The sequence below is a fragment of the Evansella cellulosilytica DSM 2522 genome (assembly GCF_000177235.2).
Lineage (GTDB): Bacteria > Bacillota > Bacilli > Bacillales > Salisediminibacteriaceae > Evansella > Evansella cellulosilytica.
This window is the reverse complement of the sequence record NC_014829.1, coordinates 3,808,061-3,824,163: the sequence shown is the minus strand read 5'-3', so window position 1 is coordinate 3,824,163 and position 16,103 is coordinate 3,808,061. Positions and strand designations below refer to the sequence as shown.

11 protein-coding genes are annotated in these 16,103 nt (G+C 37.4%); all 11 read left to right on the top strand.

What is annotated here, in order from left to right; genetic code table 11:
- The first annotated feature begins 107 nt into the window (after positions 1–107).
- The gene (gene lgt, locus BCELL_RS17710; RefSeq protein WP_013490145.1) at positions 108–986 is read left to right on the top strand and encodes a prolipoprotein diacylglyceryl transferase; all 879 of its coding nucleotides are present in this window, start codon (positions 108–110) and stop codon (positions 984–986) included.
- 93 nt (positions 987–1,079) lie between these two features.
- Positions 1,080–2,039 (top strand): nucleoside recognition domain-containing protein, encoded by a 960-nt coding sequence (locus BCELL_RS17705; protein WP_013490144.1) that lies wholly within the window; start codon positions 1,080–1,082, stop codon positions 2,037–2,039.
- An 811-nt stretch (positions 2,040–2,850) separates the two neighbouring features.
- Entirely contained in the window at positions 2,851–3,510 is a 660-nt protein-coding gene (gene ppaX, locus BCELL_RS17700; protein ID WP_013490143.1) for a pyrophosphatase PpaX, read from the top strand.
- A gap of 72 nt (positions 3,511–3,582) precedes the next feature.
- Complete coding sequence (locus BCELL_RS17695) at positions 3,583–4,101, top strand: acyltransferase (protein WP_013490142.1); 519 nt, start codon at positions 3,583–3,585, stop codon at positions 4,099–4,101.
- A 624-nt stretch (positions 4,102–4,725) separates the two neighbouring features.
- Positions 4,726–5,496 (top strand): PP2C family protein-serine/threonine phosphatase, encoded by a 771-nt coding sequence (locus tag BCELL_RS17685; protein ID WP_245546895.1) that lies wholly within the window; start codon positions 4,726–4,728, stop codon positions 5,494–5,496.
- Positions 5,497–5,534: 38 nt separating this feature from the next.
- Positions 5,535–7,481 (top strand): serine/threonine-protein kinase, encoded by a 1,947-nt coding sequence (locus BCELL_RS17680; RefSeq protein WP_013490140.1) that lies wholly within the window; start codon positions 5,535–5,537, stop codon positions 7,479–7,481.
- A gap of 17 nt (positions 7,482–7,498) precedes the next feature.
- Positions 7,499–7,960 carry a hypothetical protein gene (locus BCELL_RS17675; protein WP_013490139.1) on the top strand — a complete coding sequence of 154 codons (462 nt, stop codon included), beginning with the start codon at positions 7,499–7,501 and terminating at the stop codon, positions 7,958–7,960.
- Positions 7,961–8,029: 69 nt separating this feature from the next.
- Positions 8,030–13,351: an Ig-like domain-containing protein gene (locus tag BCELL_RS17670; RefSeq protein ID WP_013490138.1), complete on the top strand. Its 5,322-nt coding sequence runs from the start codon at positions 8,030–8,032 to the stop codon at positions 13,349–13,351.
- A 139-nt stretch (positions 13,352–13,490) separates the two neighbouring features.
- Positions 13,491–13,832, top strand: coding sequence for a hypothetical protein (locus tag BCELL_RS17665; protein ID WP_013490137.1), 342 nt, complete (start codon positions 13,491–13,493; stop codon positions 13,830–13,832).
- A 15-nt stretch (positions 13,833–13,847) separates the two neighbouring features.
- The gene (locus BCELL_RS21765; protein ID WP_013490136.1) at positions 13,848–14,996 is read left to right on the top strand and encodes a hypothetical protein; all 1,149 of its coding nucleotides are present in this window, start codon (positions 13,848–13,850) and stop codon (positions 14,994–14,996) included.
- Between the two features lie 12 nt (positions 14,997–15,008).
- Positions 15,009–16,100 carry a hypothetical protein gene (locus tag BCELL_RS17655; protein WP_013490135.1) on the top strand — a complete coding sequence of 364 codons (1,092 nt, stop codon included), beginning with the start codon at positions 15,009–15,011 and terminating at the stop codon, positions 16,098–16,100.
- Positions 16,101–16,103 lie beyond the last annotated feature (3 nt).

Genomic DNA, 16,103 nt, shown 5'->3' with positions numbered 1-16,103 from the left:
CGTTGATCTTCATAACAAATTCACATTCCTATGCGATAATGGTTATCTCATGTAATATAGAAATGAATCTTTAACAGAGTACATACATAATTAAAGAGGTGAAATGAATGTTAGCAACGATACAGCCATTAAACCCAGTTGCTTTTGAACTTGGACCGCTAACGGTTTACTGGTACGGTCTTTTAATCGGGGTTGGGGCGGCGTTAGCATACTTACTTGCTAATCATGAAGCGAAGAAGCGCGGCTTTCCGAAGGATATGTTTGCGGATTTATTAATTTTTGCAGTTCCAGCCGCTATCGTAGGTGCAAGATTATACTATGTCATTTTTCGCTGGGAACATTATGCCCATGACCCGATAAAAGCTTTTGCGATTTGGGAAGGTGGCTTAGCCATTCACGGTGCTTTAATAGGTGCAGTAGTAGTAGCCGTTATCTTTGCTAAAAAGAGAGGTTATTCCTTCTGGAAAATTGCGGATATCGCAGCACCTAGTATTTTACTTGGGCAAGCGATCGGACGCTGGGGAAACTTTATGAACCAAGAGGTGTATGGAGGAGAAGTATCGCGAGCATTTTTAGAAAACCTCATGCTACCTGAATTTATTATTAACCAAATGTATATTAATGGTGCCTATTACCATCCGACGTTTTTGTATGAATCGCTTTGGAACTTACTAGGTGTCGCTTTTCTTCTTTACTTAAGACGAGTAAACTTGCGTCGTGGAGAAATGTTTATTACGTACGCAATCTGGTACTCGGTAGGCCGCGGTGTTATTGAAATGATACGAACAGATAATTTATTGTTCTTCGGAATCCGAACAGCGGTCGTTGTTTCTATTATCACAATCATTGGTGGTATTATTTTAGCCATTTACCGTCGTCAAAAAGGTCTTGCAGATAAACGTTACCTAGATGACGATGATCAACTCCCACCGAAAAGCTCAAACAGCTCAGGGAAAAAAACAAATAAAAAGAAGAAAAAGAAATAATAAAATAAGAAGGTGATGTCAAAATTACAATCCTTGACGTCACCTTTTTTTTCACGAATAATGACTAAGTAGGGCTGTTGAGGAGGGACTATCATGAATACGTTAAAAAAGGGGTTAATGGTCGGACTCCAAACGACTTGGACATTAGGGAAAATCATATTTCCGATAACTTTAATCGTTACAATATTAGGGCACACTCCGGTAATGGGGTGGCTGACTACGCTTTTATCACCACTGATGGGCTACATAGGCTTAACAGGGGAAGCGGCGATACCACTCGTGCTCGGGAACGTACTGAACTTATATGCCGCTATCGGCGCAATGCTTACGATGGACTTAACGGTAAAGCAAGTTTTTATATTAGCTGTCATGCTCTCATTCTCTCATAATTTATTTGTTGAATCTGCAGTTGCAAAGCAGGTCGGTGTGAAAATTTGGATCGTTTTATTAGTGCGAATCGGGCTTGCACTGTTCTCAGCATGGCTTATCAACCTCGTTTGGCATGGAGGTAGTGAACGTGCGCAATACGGCTTCGTGCCATCAGGGGAAAGAGAAGCTGTCGACGGTTTCTTACCTATCGTTTATCAAGGGGTTGAAAGTGCGTTACTTGGTATACTGCAATTAGCGCTAATTGTCATCCCGATAATGGTATTCATCCAAATAATGAAGGATTTAAAATGGTTGGACGTCTTCTCACGTTGGATGTCACCGTTTACTCGCGTACTAGGAATCCGTGAAAATACATCGACTACGCTAGCAGCTGGCCTCGTTTTTGGCTTGGCATATGGCGCAGGCGTCATGATTCAAGCGGTGAAAGAGGATGGTGTAAGCAAAAAAGATGTGTATTTAGTGATGATTTTCTTAGTGGCTTGTCATGCTGTTATAGAAGATACATTATTATTCGCGCCTTTGGGGATTCCGTTATGGCCACTTTTATTAATTCGCCTTATTGTGGCAATCCTATTAACGATTACTGTTGCAATTATATGGAAGCGACTTGAGAAAAGAGAAGAGAAAGACGCAGAAACTGGTGATTCAAATGCGATTCCTTAAATTGTAATGACAATGGGGAAATGCCTTCGTTCGGGGGAAATGATTTTGTGTACCGGTGGTGAGGAGGAAGATGGTAGTGAACGGAAAGGAAAGTGGTTTAGTTTTCTGTTCGCGAGAGGAATTTGCTTGAGAAAGGAAAGTACAGAGATATTACACACCTTCATAATATGAATGTGGTTGTGAATATCAAGTTGAGAAGAAATAGCAACCCATTCGAGCAGAAAAACAACGCGCAAAAGGCACGCAAAACAAAATAGCAACCCATTCGAGCAGAAAAACAACGCGCAAAAGGCACGCAAAACAAAATAGCAACCCATTCGAGCAGAAAAACAACGCGCAAAAGGCACGCAAAACAAAATAGCAACCCATTCGAGCAGAAAAACAACGTGCAAAAGGCACGCAAAACAAAATAGCAACCCATTCGAGCAGAAAAACAACGCGCAAAAGGCACGCAAAACAAAATAGCAACCCATTCGAGCAGAAAAACAACGCGCAAAAGGCACACAAAATAAAATAGCAACCCATTCGAGCAGAAAAACAACGCGCAAAAGGCACACAAAATAAAATAGCAACCCATTCCATCAGGAAAACAACGTGACAAAAGCGTACAAAACGAAATAGCAACCCATTCCATCAGGAAAACAACGTGACAAAAGCGTACAAAACAAAATAGCAACCCATTAAATCAGGAAACACTAGTTGCAATGTCACACAACATAAAAAAGCAATCCATACTAACTTTCCAAAACGAAAACAAACGAAACCCATTAACAAAATACTGATACATCACTTACATAAGGAGCTGGAAGTTTTGATAAACAAGGAACTAAAAACAATTGATACCATTTTATTCGATTTAGACGGTACGCTCATCAACACAATTGAGTTAATCGTTGCATCATTTCTCCATACGATGGAGCACTACTATCCTGGCAAATATACGAGGGAGGATGTTATCACATTTATTGGCCCACCTCTTTCAGAAACCTTCACGAACCTGGACCCATCAAAGGTGGAGGAAATGACAAAAACGTATCGTACGTATAATCATGCAAAGCATGACGAACTTGTAAAGGAATATGAAGGAGTTTACGAGACACTAGAAAAGCTTGAGGAAAAAGGTTATAAGATGGCGATAGTAACGACGAAGAGTCGTGGTACGGCGGTTAGAGGACTTGAACTTATGAAATTGGACAAGTTTTTTGATGTCGTCGTTTCTTTAGATGAAGTGGAGAATTATAAGCCCCATCCTGAGCCACTAGAAAAAGCGATGGCTGCGCTACAAGCAGACAGAAGCAAGACACTCATGGTCGGAGATAGTAAGCATGACATATTAGGTGGGAAAAATGCTGGAACAAAAACAGCGGGAGTAGCATGGAGTATACAAGGGAAAGAATCGCTACAAACGTATGAGCCAGACATCATGCTGGACACAATGCCTGAGTTGTTACATTATTTAGGTGTGGAGTAAAAAATGTGACTACAAACATACAACATCGTATCGCCATGCTAACAAGCATTCATTCGAAAAGGGGAGTAAGCAATGCGTCGTACTAAAAGATATCCTGTACAGGAGGCCAATTCTCTTTGGCAAGTATATAAAACAGTACCGTTTTTAAAGGTTATAAAAAACTTTATCGTTATTCAAATAGCCCGTTACACCCCTATATTAGGAATGAAAAATTGGCTATACCGTACTTTTCTTCGAATGGAAGTAGGAGAGAAAGCGGCTGTAGCATTGATGGTTATGATGGATATTATGTTTCCAGAAATGATTAAGATCGGGAAAAATTCTGTGATAGGCTATAATACAACGATCTTGGCTCATGAGTATTTAATTAAGGAATATCGTTTAGGAGAAGTCCACATCGGTGACAATGTCATGGTCGGAGCGAACACGACTATTCTCCCAGGTGTTATCATTGGAGACGGAGCCACTGTCTCTGCTGGAACGCTCGTACATAAAGATGTGCCACCAGGAGCATTTGTCGGTGGAAACCCGATGCAAATAATAAAATTAAAAGAAGAAATAGAAGAGAATGAGCATGCTCAAACAGAATAGATCGAGACGTGATAAACCCCTTAACCTTTCGAATTCTTTTGAAACAAAAAGTACCTTTGTTGGTTTATAACTAATACTCCATACTTCAGAAGAATATCTTCACCACTTTTAAGAAAAAGACTAATGACTAGCTTTGCACTTGTGAAGCTAGTCATTATTTTTTTTGTTTGAATAAATAGGTCAAACCGCTTAGAATGTGGATAAATTTTCAAACATTTTTACTAAAAAAAAGTAAGAGCCTCCCCTTAAGTTAGTAAAATATTCTTATTTTTGTTCATCGGAGTGAATCTCTTTAGTAATAAAGTTACCCTTAAACACACTAGTATGATAAAAGGACTATTACTTTCTGTTTATATGCGCTAAAAACGTAGAACTACCAAGGGATTTACAGTATATGTAAAACAAACAAACAGTTCGTTAATCCAATTTTTTTACAGTATTTAACCGTGTATGAGAAATAAGATATTAGACTTTATTCCTAAAAGATAGATAAACACAGTGTTTTTATTACAAAATATAGTAATTTTGACCAATTCCTTTAGCGTGTGAAAAGGCTATTATATAAGTTAGAAATAAATGTAAGAACATTGTAATCATGGCGCGGTCGTACTAAAAAGGAGGGAAATGATGCCTTTTTTAACTGCTTATCATACGGACAAGGGAATCGTGAAGAACACAAATCAAGATGCATTATTAATAAAGACAGCTAACTCATCGAAAGGTAAGGTTGGCCTTTTTGTTGTTTGTGATGGAATGGGTGGATTGTCACATGGAGAGTTGGCTAGTGGAACAGTAATTAAAGGTATGAACCAATGGTTTGACGAGAAGTTACCCTCGATCATTTTATCTGACGATTTTAGTGAAGCGTATATAAATGAGACGCTTCAATCATTATTACAGCAGTTAAATGAAAAGATTATGGGTTATGGTGAAGATAACCATATTAGATTAGGAACAACGGTTACAGCACTGTTAATGATAGATGACCAATTTTATACAGTACAAGTCGGAGATAGTCGTCTTTATGTGATTGACGGGGAATTAAAACTACTAACGAAGGATCAAACATTAATAGCTAAAGAGATTGAAAGAGGAAATATTACAGTAGAACAGGCTAAAAATGATCCGAGAAAAAATGTGTTGCTGCAATGTGTAGGAGCTACTAAAGGTTTAGAAGTAGTCATTGATAAAGGACAGATAGAAAAAGGGGAAATGTATATTTTATGTTCGGATGGCTTTCACCACCGGTTATCTGATGAAGAGTTATTCTCCGAACTCAATCCGGAACAATTCACTGATGAAGAGCAAATGAAGGATAGAGCACTCTCACTCGTACATTTAGTAAAGGAGAGGCAGGAGACAGACAATATTTCGATTTTGCTAGTAAAAACATAAAAAATGCTGTTGTGAATGTTTTGTTGGAGGTGAGATTAGTGATTGAAATAGGCACAATTATTGATGAACGATATGAGGTTTTAAAAGAAATTGGGCGCGGTGGAATGAGTATCGTTTACTTAGCGATGGATAATAGGCTGAATAAATCGATTGTCATAAAAGATATAAGAAAACGGGCGCATAGTAATGATGAGTTACTACTCAATAGTTTAGTCATAGAAGCAAATATGTTAAAGAAACTCGATCATTGGTCCTTACCCAAAATTTATGACATTATCGAATCGAAAGATGGCATTTATGTCGTCATGGATTACATAGAAGGTGAGTCATTAAAGGAGAAGCTGAAGAGAGAAAATGTAATCAATGAGAAAGATGTCATTGAATGGGGGAAGCAGCTAGCCGATGTTTTAGGATATTTACATAGTAGAAAGCCGAACCCAATTATATATAGAGATATGAAGCCAGACAACATCATGCTTACTCCTGAAGGGAATATTAAGCTCATTGATTTTGGGATAGCTCGTGAATATAAAAATGAAAGCACAACAGATACGACTAACTTAGGTACGAAAGCTTATGCTGCACCGGAGCAGCAGGCTGGAAAACAAACGGATGCGAGAACGGACATTTATAGTCTTGGAGTCACGTTGTATCATCTCGTTACAGGTAAAAGTCTTTCTGAACCTCCATTTGAATTGAGGCCAATACGGACGTGGAATCCTGCCTTATCAGAAGGATTGGAACACATCATTTTAAAATGTACACAATCTGAACCGGAGAACAGGTATCAAACTTGTGAAGAGTTGTTTTATGATCTAGAAAACATCAATAAGTTAACAAAAGGTTATAAAAAGAAATTAACAAAGCAATTATCCTATTTCTTAATTCCATTGATCTTGACAATGATTTTCTCTACAACTTCATACATCGGCTATGCGGAAATAAAGAAAGAGCAGTTTCAGGACTATATGAGATTGATTAATGACGCGAGTAGATATGTTATTGACGGGAATGATGCTCGTGCCATTGAAGTTTTAGAGCTTGCTATTTCGACAGTGGATAGTCGGAGATCTGATGCATATATTAATTTACTAGATTTATATATTAATCGAAATGAGACAGATATAGGCATATCAAAAATAGAGTCTTATATTAATGATGAATACGGTCAAGTACATCGTAATGATAGAGTACTGTTCAAGCTAGGTATGACATATTTTGATGTTCAAAATGATTATAGTAATGCACTTAAATATTTGCAGCAAGTAGATGAAGAAGAAATACCGCAGGCTAGATACTATAAGACGTTAGCAACGACGATGAGTCAAATGAATATTAATTACGAAGAATTTACTGATTACCTAGAAGAATTTGAGGCATATAATGACGGCCTACCAAACACTAGGGAAAAAATAGATAACTATCATGCTCTTGCAAACATATATAGCTCCTATAAAGCGCAAATACAAGGGGCAAATACGAAGGTTATTGAGCTAATAACGAAGTCAGAAGAAATTATTGACCGGATGGATAATGAGGAAATGCAATATCGCTATGAAATGGATTTTACATATAAGCTTGCACAAGCCTTTCATAGTAGAGCAACAAATTCAGAGGACCAAGAAAGTGCAAAGGAAGATTATGAACATGCAATTGAATATTATTACGATTTAATAGATTTAGATGTTGCGAACCAAGAAGAAATAAAAACGAGAATAGGCGTTATATACCAGCAAATGGGGGAAGAAACGCAAGCAATTGAACAATTTCATTTAGTAATAGAAGAGTTCCCAAATAGTACGGGGCCGTATGTGCGATTAATGAACTTGCTACTTGATATTGAAAGCGCTAAGGGAGAAGAAGAGCGAGATTATGGATCTGTGATGGAAATATTTCATGTAGCCCGTCAGTTGCACGGGGCAGCAGAAGACGATGGGCTTAACAGAGTAATAAGGAGACTCAATAATTTAGATTTGATCGATTAGTAAAGGGGTGTTGTTGTTTGGCATATCAAATAATGTTTTATGGTGGGTTAATAGGTGCAACAATATCTCTTCTAATCAGTTTGACCGTTTTCTTTAGACTTAAGATTTGGCGTGTAATACAAGACCTTACTGGTACTAGAACGTTAAAAAGTAGAAAAAACAGAAATGAAGGAGTAAAGGAAAAGGGTAAGACAAAAAAAATAACAAAAGAGCTAAAACTAAAGAAGAACGAAGGAAGCGACAAGCAAGTTGCAGCAACGTTAGAGAAGCAAAGTGCTATGCCTGAAACAGCGCTTCTTCAATACGATGATGTAGGAAGTACGGAATTGCTAGAAGAAGAGTTAGATGAAACGGTGTTATTAATGGAAGAGGAAACAACATTATTAGAGGGTGATGAACAAAAATCGGTAGAAGCGGGAGAAGACTTTTTTGTAAAAGAAAAAGAAGTGATGATTATTCATACTAACCGAAGCATTTAATGACGCGACTGAAAGAGGTAGAGGTCTCCTTTTTCAGTGCCCTAACATTCCATAAGGAGGGATCTGAAAATGACAGCAAAAGTGATGAACTACTATAAGAAAAACAAGTATGTAAAATGGATTACTGCAGTGTTGCTCATACTCTCAGCTGTATTCATTAGTAGTAGCGTTTTCTCACTTGATGGCACAGAGAGACATATCGTATATAACGAAGATAATTGGGAAATGTCAAGTCAATTCGATAAGGAATGGTATTTCTTTGATAACGAATTGACGTTTGATATCAACTTAAGCGAAGACTACATAGAATCATTTGATGAATTAGTTTTACCTTTTATGCTAGAAGCTGAGTACAATGGTGTACCGCTAGATGAATCGAAAATTTCTATTGAACCAAATTATATAGAAGTCGAGGTTCCGATTGTTCCTGAAGTGCCTGAAGAGGACGATCACCCTGATAATGGAGATTCAAAAGAACCAGAGGATCCAGAAAACGGTGAAGAACAAGAACAATCAGAAGATCCAATAGATACAGAACAACCGGAACAACCGGATAGCGATGTGGGTGAGGAGAACTCCGACGCGCATGAAGATTCTGATGAATTAGAAAGCAATAACGAAGAAATAGCAGAAGGTCAGGAAGGTAACGAGCAACAAGAAGATCAACAAAACAGCGATGGAAACAATGAAGAGCAAGGCGAAGAAAACGAGCAAGAAGAAAACCAAAACGAAGAAGATACAAATGAAGAGCACGAAGAACAAGAAGAACAATACGAAACGATTCAGCAGTTTACAGGGGTATATTCTGTTGAAGTTACTTTACCTGCAAATGAAGATGGCAAGTTAGATCTATTGTTACAGTTTAATGAGGATAATGAATGGAATATCCCAGCTATAAGCCGAGCGTTTTACTTTGAGCGCGATACTACAGCACCAAGCGTATCGGTTATAAATCCAGATAATCTAAATGGAACAAATTTTGAAAGCTATTTTAATGTCGAGTTACTAGTTGAAGATAAAAATATAACGAGCGACGGTGTTGACATAAATGTTTTCAAGAACGATGAGTATATAGGGAAATATTGGTCTGTTGTAGAGGGCGATTCAAGTCTTACGTTTGAAGCTGAGTTTGATAGCGACGGAGATTACAGGATTGTTATCAATGCACAAGATAAGTTGGGGAATCGTGCATCAGAAAAAACGATCCAATTTTCCATCAATAAAGAAGGTGTTAAATGGGATTTTACTGACAGTGATGGAATCATTGAAAATGGTGGGTTTTCCAAGCAAGAGCGTATTCGTTTTTCGGCTACTAATGGAAGATCTATACAAAAAGTTGAAATAGAAATAAGTAAGGACGGAGTTATCGAAGAAGTAATAGAGAGGGAATATAGAGGGATAAATACTAGCGCTTCGATTAGGATTGACTTTAGCGAAGATGGAGAATATGTACTAAAGACAACGATAATAGAAAGAGATTGGCCATTTAATCCAGGTGATACGTTTGAATTAGAAGCATTTCATCTCACTGTTGATACGTTAACTCCAGAGGTAATTGTTGATGGTGTAGAGGCTGGAGCTGTATATAATGAATTACCACACATACTTGTCCAAATATCAGATGAGAACATTCAAGAAGTTAACCCAGCTTCTATTAAGCTAGAAAAAAATAGTGAGGAATACTTAAGTACAGAGGATTTTCAAAAAGAATGGTTAGAAGACGGCTCTGTGCAGTATGAATTTTCATTTTCCGAAACTGACGAACATGATGGCGTGTATGAACTATATGTCGATTCTACGGACAAAGCAGGGAACAAGTCTCATCTAGAGGCAATTCCTTTTACAATTGATACAACGAATCCAGTCATCGAGATTACAGGCGTAGAAAGTAACGAATATTATCATATACCGACTGTGACTTTTTCGGTCGAGGACTTTACGCTAGATGAAGAGAATACGTCAATCGTTGCTAAAGTAATGGATGGTGATGATTGGGTAGATTATAACAGCAATATTCCATACAGTGTGATAGGGGAAACGAGATTAGAAGGGGAGTATACGTTTACTGAAGATGGCGTGTATCAGTTTATTGTTACGTCTACAGACTTGGCAACTAATACGAGCATAGATGTTGTTTCATTTGTGAATGATACGATAGCGCCAACTTTATCGATTGAAGGGGTAGAGAATGGGCAAGAGTATAAGGAGCCATTTGACGAAAATAACAAAGTTATTATTCGTGCACAGGATACGAATTTAGATGTATCGAATACGGAAGTAAAAGTGACTAGAACGAATATGAGTGGAGAAACTAGTGAAGTTTCAATAGATCAACTAGAAATCGTAAACGATACAGAAGCGAAAAACGAATATACATTTACACGGGATGGTATATATGAAATTAATGTTCATTCAACAGATAAAGCTGGGAATGAATCGGTGCATGATACGGTAAGATTCACTGTTGATACACAATCACCAACAATCAATGTGTCGGGGGTAGAATCAGGCGCACATTATAATAAAGATCAAGACGTCGCGATTACAGTCGAGGATATGACACTAGATTTAGAGAATACAGACATTATTGTATTGAAAGATGGAGAACAATACAGCAATCGTTTTAAAGAAGAAAAGAAATCAGACAGAAAGGTTGAATACACTCATACGTTCACTGAAGAGGGGACGTACGAAGTGAAGGTCATATCTATAGATCGAGTAGGCAACGAAAAAACCGAAGAGAATGTGAAATTTGTCATTGATAAAACAGTACCTACCATTTCAATTTCAGGTATTGATAATAAGGGGTTTGTTCAAAAAGGCGATGTAACCATCGAGGTAACAGAACGATATTTTGATACAAATAATGTTGAGATTAAAGTAGAGAAAGATGGAAGAACTTTTACAGATGATCGTTTTGAAGAGTGGAATAATACAGGAAGAGTATCTCGACTTACGTTACCATTCGATGATCGATTTGAAGATGGCGAATACAAAATAATAGTAAACGCTACTGATAAAGCAGGAAATAAGGCAAAGGAAGAAACGTTACGTTTCACTTTAGACAATACAAAGCCAACAATATCTATTAGTGATGTCGAAAGATACAGCAACAAAAATCAAAAGGTAACTGTAGAAGTTGTTGAACAAAATTATGAAAATAACAACGTAACTGTAGAAGTAACTGAAAGGAATCCAGTTACAAAGGAAGTCAAAAACAACTATACAATGGTGTGGGAAAACACAGATCCTCGTTCGAAAAAACAATACGAGTTTAAAGAAGAGTTCGAGTATACTGTCCGAGTAACAGCTACTGATGCTGCAGGCAATAAGGCGGAAGCTAAGGAAGTTACTTTCACAATTGATAAAGTAAAGCCACAATTACAAATAAGTAACGTAGAGAATAATATGCATTATCAATCAAGAACGGTTAACTTTCGCGTGACAGATACTACGATTGATTTATCTAAAACGAACTTACGAGTGACTAGAAATGGGAATCCTTATAACGATATTGGGAACTTTACGATGCAATCTAACTCTAAAACGACAGCGACGTTAAGTCATCACTTCAAGCAAGAAGGTAACTATGTTTTACGGTTAGAATCAACTGACAAAGCTGGAAATACAGCTACTCATGAGACAATTGCTTTCGTTATTGATAGTACGAAGCCTGTAGTGAAAATAGATGGTGTTGATCATAACTCATTTAACGCAGAGAACAAGACGGTTACCATTTCTGTAGATGAGTTAAATTACGCAACAAACAATGTAGAACTTCAAGTTACAAAGGATGGGCAGCCATATCAAATCGGTCAATGGAGAAATAGTGGAAAGGTATCACGCTTAAGTCATACTTTTGCAGATGACGGCTTGTATACGATTGCTATTACCGCTACTGATAAGGCAGGAAATGGACCAGTAACTCAAAATGTGACATTCACTATTGATAAGACTAATCCACAAATCGAGATAACGGGAGTGGACAATGAGGCTTATTATAATACTGATCGTGCTGTTCAAGTAAGGATAACGGATAGAAATTTAGATATTAATAGAGTGACCGTGACTAGAAATGGTGCCAATTATCAAGTAGGAGGCTTTACTGTTAACGGAAATGTTGCATCACTAAATCACAATTTTAGTCAAGAGGGTACGTATGTGTTGCAAGTAGAGGCTACAGATAAGGCCGGAAATATAACAACAGAAGAAGTGACATTTACGATTGATAAAACACCTCCAGAAATTACGCCTATGATGAGTGGTGAAAATAGAGTAATAGAAAATGGAGAATATATAAACCAAATATTCACACCTATCTTTGCACTAACTGAGTCAGAGGACACAATTGTTTCCGTCACGTTAAATGGTTCAGATGTTACTGGAAGAATACCAACAGCATCAAGAGATATGATTTATAACTATATTGTTAAAGCAGCTGATAGGGCAGGGAATGAGACAACATTAGAGATTAGTTTCACCTTAGATACTACGAAACCGACACTACAAATTGCTGGTGTAGTAGAAGGCTTCTTTAATAAATCTATTACTCCAGAGGTAACGTATTCGGATACGAACTTAGACACGAGTAGAACATCTGTCACATTAAATGACGAACCTTTTGTTAATGGAACATTATTAGAAGAGGAAATGGATTACATTTTAAGAGCTGTTGTAACAGATTTAGCAGATAATGTTTCTTCACGAACAATTGTATTTACGATAGATAAAACAGCACCAACCATTCGATTCACAGAACCTTTATCAAATCAATATTTTAATAGTTATGTTATACCAGAATTTATTATCGATAGCTTAAGTCCTTACGAAATTCTCTCTATTACGTTAAATGGACGGCCATACAACTTAGGTGATCCTATTGAGGAAGAGGGGCTACACGTACTTTTCTTTGAATTACGTGATAGTGCTGGTAACATCACTCAACTATCCGTGGAGTTTGTTATTGATATGACCCCACCAGTTGTCGTTTATGAAGGGGTGACGAGTAATGAGATCTATTACGATCCAATTGACTTGAGCATTCGATTAGAGAATCCAGAGGACAAAATTCAATCTATCACCATTAATGGCGAGTTGTTTAGTGGTGAGGTAGAGATGGAAGATGATTTTGAAGTAATACGAACAACCATCTCAGAAATAAATGAATATGAGGTCGTAGTTGAGGCGTATGACGAGGCTGGTAATGAAACAGTTTATACGATACCTTTTGAAATTGCAGAGAAAAGTATCCTGACTAAATACTATGAGAACACGCCATTATTTGCTGGTTCTATCGTGGGACTACTAGGAATGATTTCAGCTGGAATCTCCGTAATTGTTGTAAGACGGAAAAAAGCAAAAAAAGTAGAAGAGATGGAGCTAGAGGATTAAATGATGTATGAATCTGAGAGGGGGATTCCCCTCTCAAGGTTCATCCCCATTTATTTTAGTATCGCTATTTCTACTTTAGCAATAACAATACTAAAGTAAATGAATTGCTTTAAGAAAAAAATAGAAGATGGTGATAAAAATGAGTATTAACGTAAGTTTGGCAAACTCCCAAGCCAATCGAGTGAGAGACTATGCTTCAACAATGAAAGCAATAAGAAGTAGTTTATCTGGTGTCAGAGGTAGTTTGAATAATGGTTGGAATGCTCGTGAAATGTCATTTATCAACTATGCTATTGATGACTTAAGAGGAGAAATGAATAGTGTGAACAACCGATTACAAGCCATTAGCTCTGATATTGTTACGACAGCTTATGAAATTAAAAGAGAAGAGGAAGAAGCGAAACGTGCCGCAGAAAGGGCTGCTGCAGAGAGAGCTGCTGCAGAAAGAGCAGCTGCTGAACGGGCAAGATTAGCGAGGTAAGGAGGAAAAAGCAAAATGTCAGCAATTCAAATTAGAGTAGGACTCGTTAACAGTACAATTCCTAGTTTGTCAAATGTAGTGAACCAAATATCTGATATGAAAAGTGGCTTATCTTCCCTGCAATATAGCTTGGATAACCGTATAGCAGCTAGGCGTAATATTCGTGGAAGATTGAATAGTGTAAGCCAAGACCTAGCTAAGCTCGAATCGAAAATGAAAATGCTAGAAAAATTTGTTGGGAACTCTATGCAAGCATATTGTCGGGCGGATGATTCTGCAAATAGAGAGTTTAAGGAAGTGGAAAAGAGAAGTATTTCACTTATAGGGGCCTTAACAGCAACTCATACGATGAGTAAATATGTTCGTCCTTTTTTAAACTCAGATTTATTCCTAAGATCAAAAAATGGCATGAATTTTTTCATGCATAGGGTTAATGGGCAAGTACATTTAAAGTTAGTAGGAAAGCGAAACGGCCATACACGTGCAATGTTACCAGGTGCTTTAGGAGGAACAGCTAAGTGGGGGAACGGCTTTTGGAGGAAGATAGATTCTAAAAATGGCGTGCTACTGTATGATAAACAGCATGGCTATTATAAGTCAAATAGTAACAAATTTAGAAATACAGATTTTGATGCACTTAGCCGAAGTATTAATAATCTCGGTGAAAATAAATGGAGTGTTGCTACAAAAACAGGCTTCGATACGTTAAAGGGCCAATTAAAAGTATGGGATGATGCACTGAATTGGAAAAACTCTACGACATTGTCAAAAGGTGGTAAAGCTCTCGGAATCTTTGGAACAGGCTTTACAGTGTACCAGAATGCAAGTGAGCACGGGATCGCTTCTAAAGAATTTGTCGTAGATACAGCAGTTGATATTGGTAGTGCAGCAGGAGCAGCGGCCATTGGAGCAGCGGCAGGATCATTCTTTTTACCTCCTGTAGGTACAGTTGTAGGGGCTGGAGCAGGCTTAGTAGTGAATGCAGGTTTAAATATAGGATTTGGCGATCCGAAGCGAAGTATTGTGGACAGAACGAAAAGTATAGCTAATAAAGCGGTTGATTCAGCAGCAGATTGGATAGGTGGAGCGGGAGAAAGTATTAAAAACACTACTTCTACCGCAGTAAATAACATTAAAAAAGAGTTTAATAAGATATTTTGGTAGGTGTGAAAAAATATGTTGAGTGCTTATAAAAAAGAGGACTTCTTTCTACTAGAAGATGTTGCATATGATCGTATTCACCCTGCACGCATCTTTATATTCTTTTGGGGAGTACTAGGAGCCAGTGCAGTAGTTACAGCTGTGACATCGTTTGCTACAAGCTACAGTATTTATATTCAAGCACCACATTGGGAAAATATCGTTACGATAAATTATTTACTATTATGTATTCAGTTCCTAGTGACCGTATTTTTTTCGTTTCCTAAAACGTTTTATCGGTTTCAAAGGATCCAAATGATTTTTGTTTGTCTATTTTCACTAAAGTTATCAATAGATTTTTATCAATTTATCTTTTTGATTCGAGAAGATAGAGGTTTGCCTATTTTGATAGATTATGGCATGTTATTGATTATTTTAGGTGGAATTGTTTTTTTACTATTTTCTATTGCTCGATCGATTAAAAGGGTAAAACAAGGGCACTTCAGGCATGGCGGGAAAGGTCTTTACAATTTTCAACAATCAAAAGGGTACGTCAGCTTGCCTATTATTTTCGCAGCATCAATGATAGGAGGTCTCGTTGCAAGAGCTAGTTTCGAAACGAGCTTCGGTGAATTGACTGAACTACTATTTTTTATCGTAGTAACCGTTGTGATTCAATATGGCATTGCAATGGCTTGGCCAGAGTTTCTACTTATTGCTTACTGCAAATTTCGTTTTCCTTCTTTCATTGTACCTGAAGAGAAAGTCGATAATAAGAAGTCGATAAAACCGAATGCAAATAGAAAAAAACAATTGCAAGTCAATCAGTATCCTTTATCGTATTGGTTTTTTAGGCCTTTGACAGTGTTCAGGAGCAGGGCAAGTTTAGTGAGTGGAGAAAAAGCCCCATTTTTAGCTGTCGTTATCGTCTGGTTGCAACTAACGCTACTTATTTTCATAGTGTTCTGTGGACTTTATATACGCAATGCAATGAGAGGAGTATTTGAAGTTGAAAATGTCATAGAGAGCATGAGTGTGTATCTATTCATGGCAAGTATACTCTCTTTATTATTGCTCATCATTTTTAGGGTTTGTTTATTTGCTGCAAGGAAACTAAAAACAATTTAGTTT

Coding starts and splice junctions, on each gene's coding strand:
- BCELL_RS17655 (WP_013490135.1), top strand. CDS start 15,009: ATGTTGAGTGCTTATAAAAAAGAGGACTTCTTTCTACTAGAAGATGTT.
- BCELL_RS17685 (WP_245546895.1), top strand. CDS start 4,726: ATGATGCCTTTTTTAACTGCTTATCATACGGACAAGGGAATCGTGAAG.
- BCELL_RS17670 (WP_013490138.1), top strand. CDS start 8,030: ATGACAGCAAAAGTGATGAACTACTATAAGAAAAACAAGTATGTAAAA.
- BCELL_RS17705 (WP_013490144.1), top strand. CDS start 1,080: ATGAATACGTTAAAAAAGGGGTTAATGGTCGGACTCCAAACGACTTGG.
- BCELL_RS17665 (WP_013490137.1), top strand. CDS start 13,491: ATGAGTATTAACGTAAGTTTGGCAAACTCCCAAGCCAATCGAGTGAGA.
- lgt (WP_013490145.1), top strand. CDS start 108: ATGTTAGCAACGATACAGCCATTAAACCCAGTTGCTTTTGAACTTGGA.
- BCELL_RS21765 (WP_013490136.1), top strand. CDS start 13,848: ATGTCAGCAATTCAAATTAGAGTAGGACTCGTTAACAGTACAATTCCT.
- BCELL_RS17695 (WP_013490142.1), top strand. CDS start 3,583: ATGCGTCGTACTAAAAGATATCCTGTACAGGAGGCCAATTCTCTTTGG.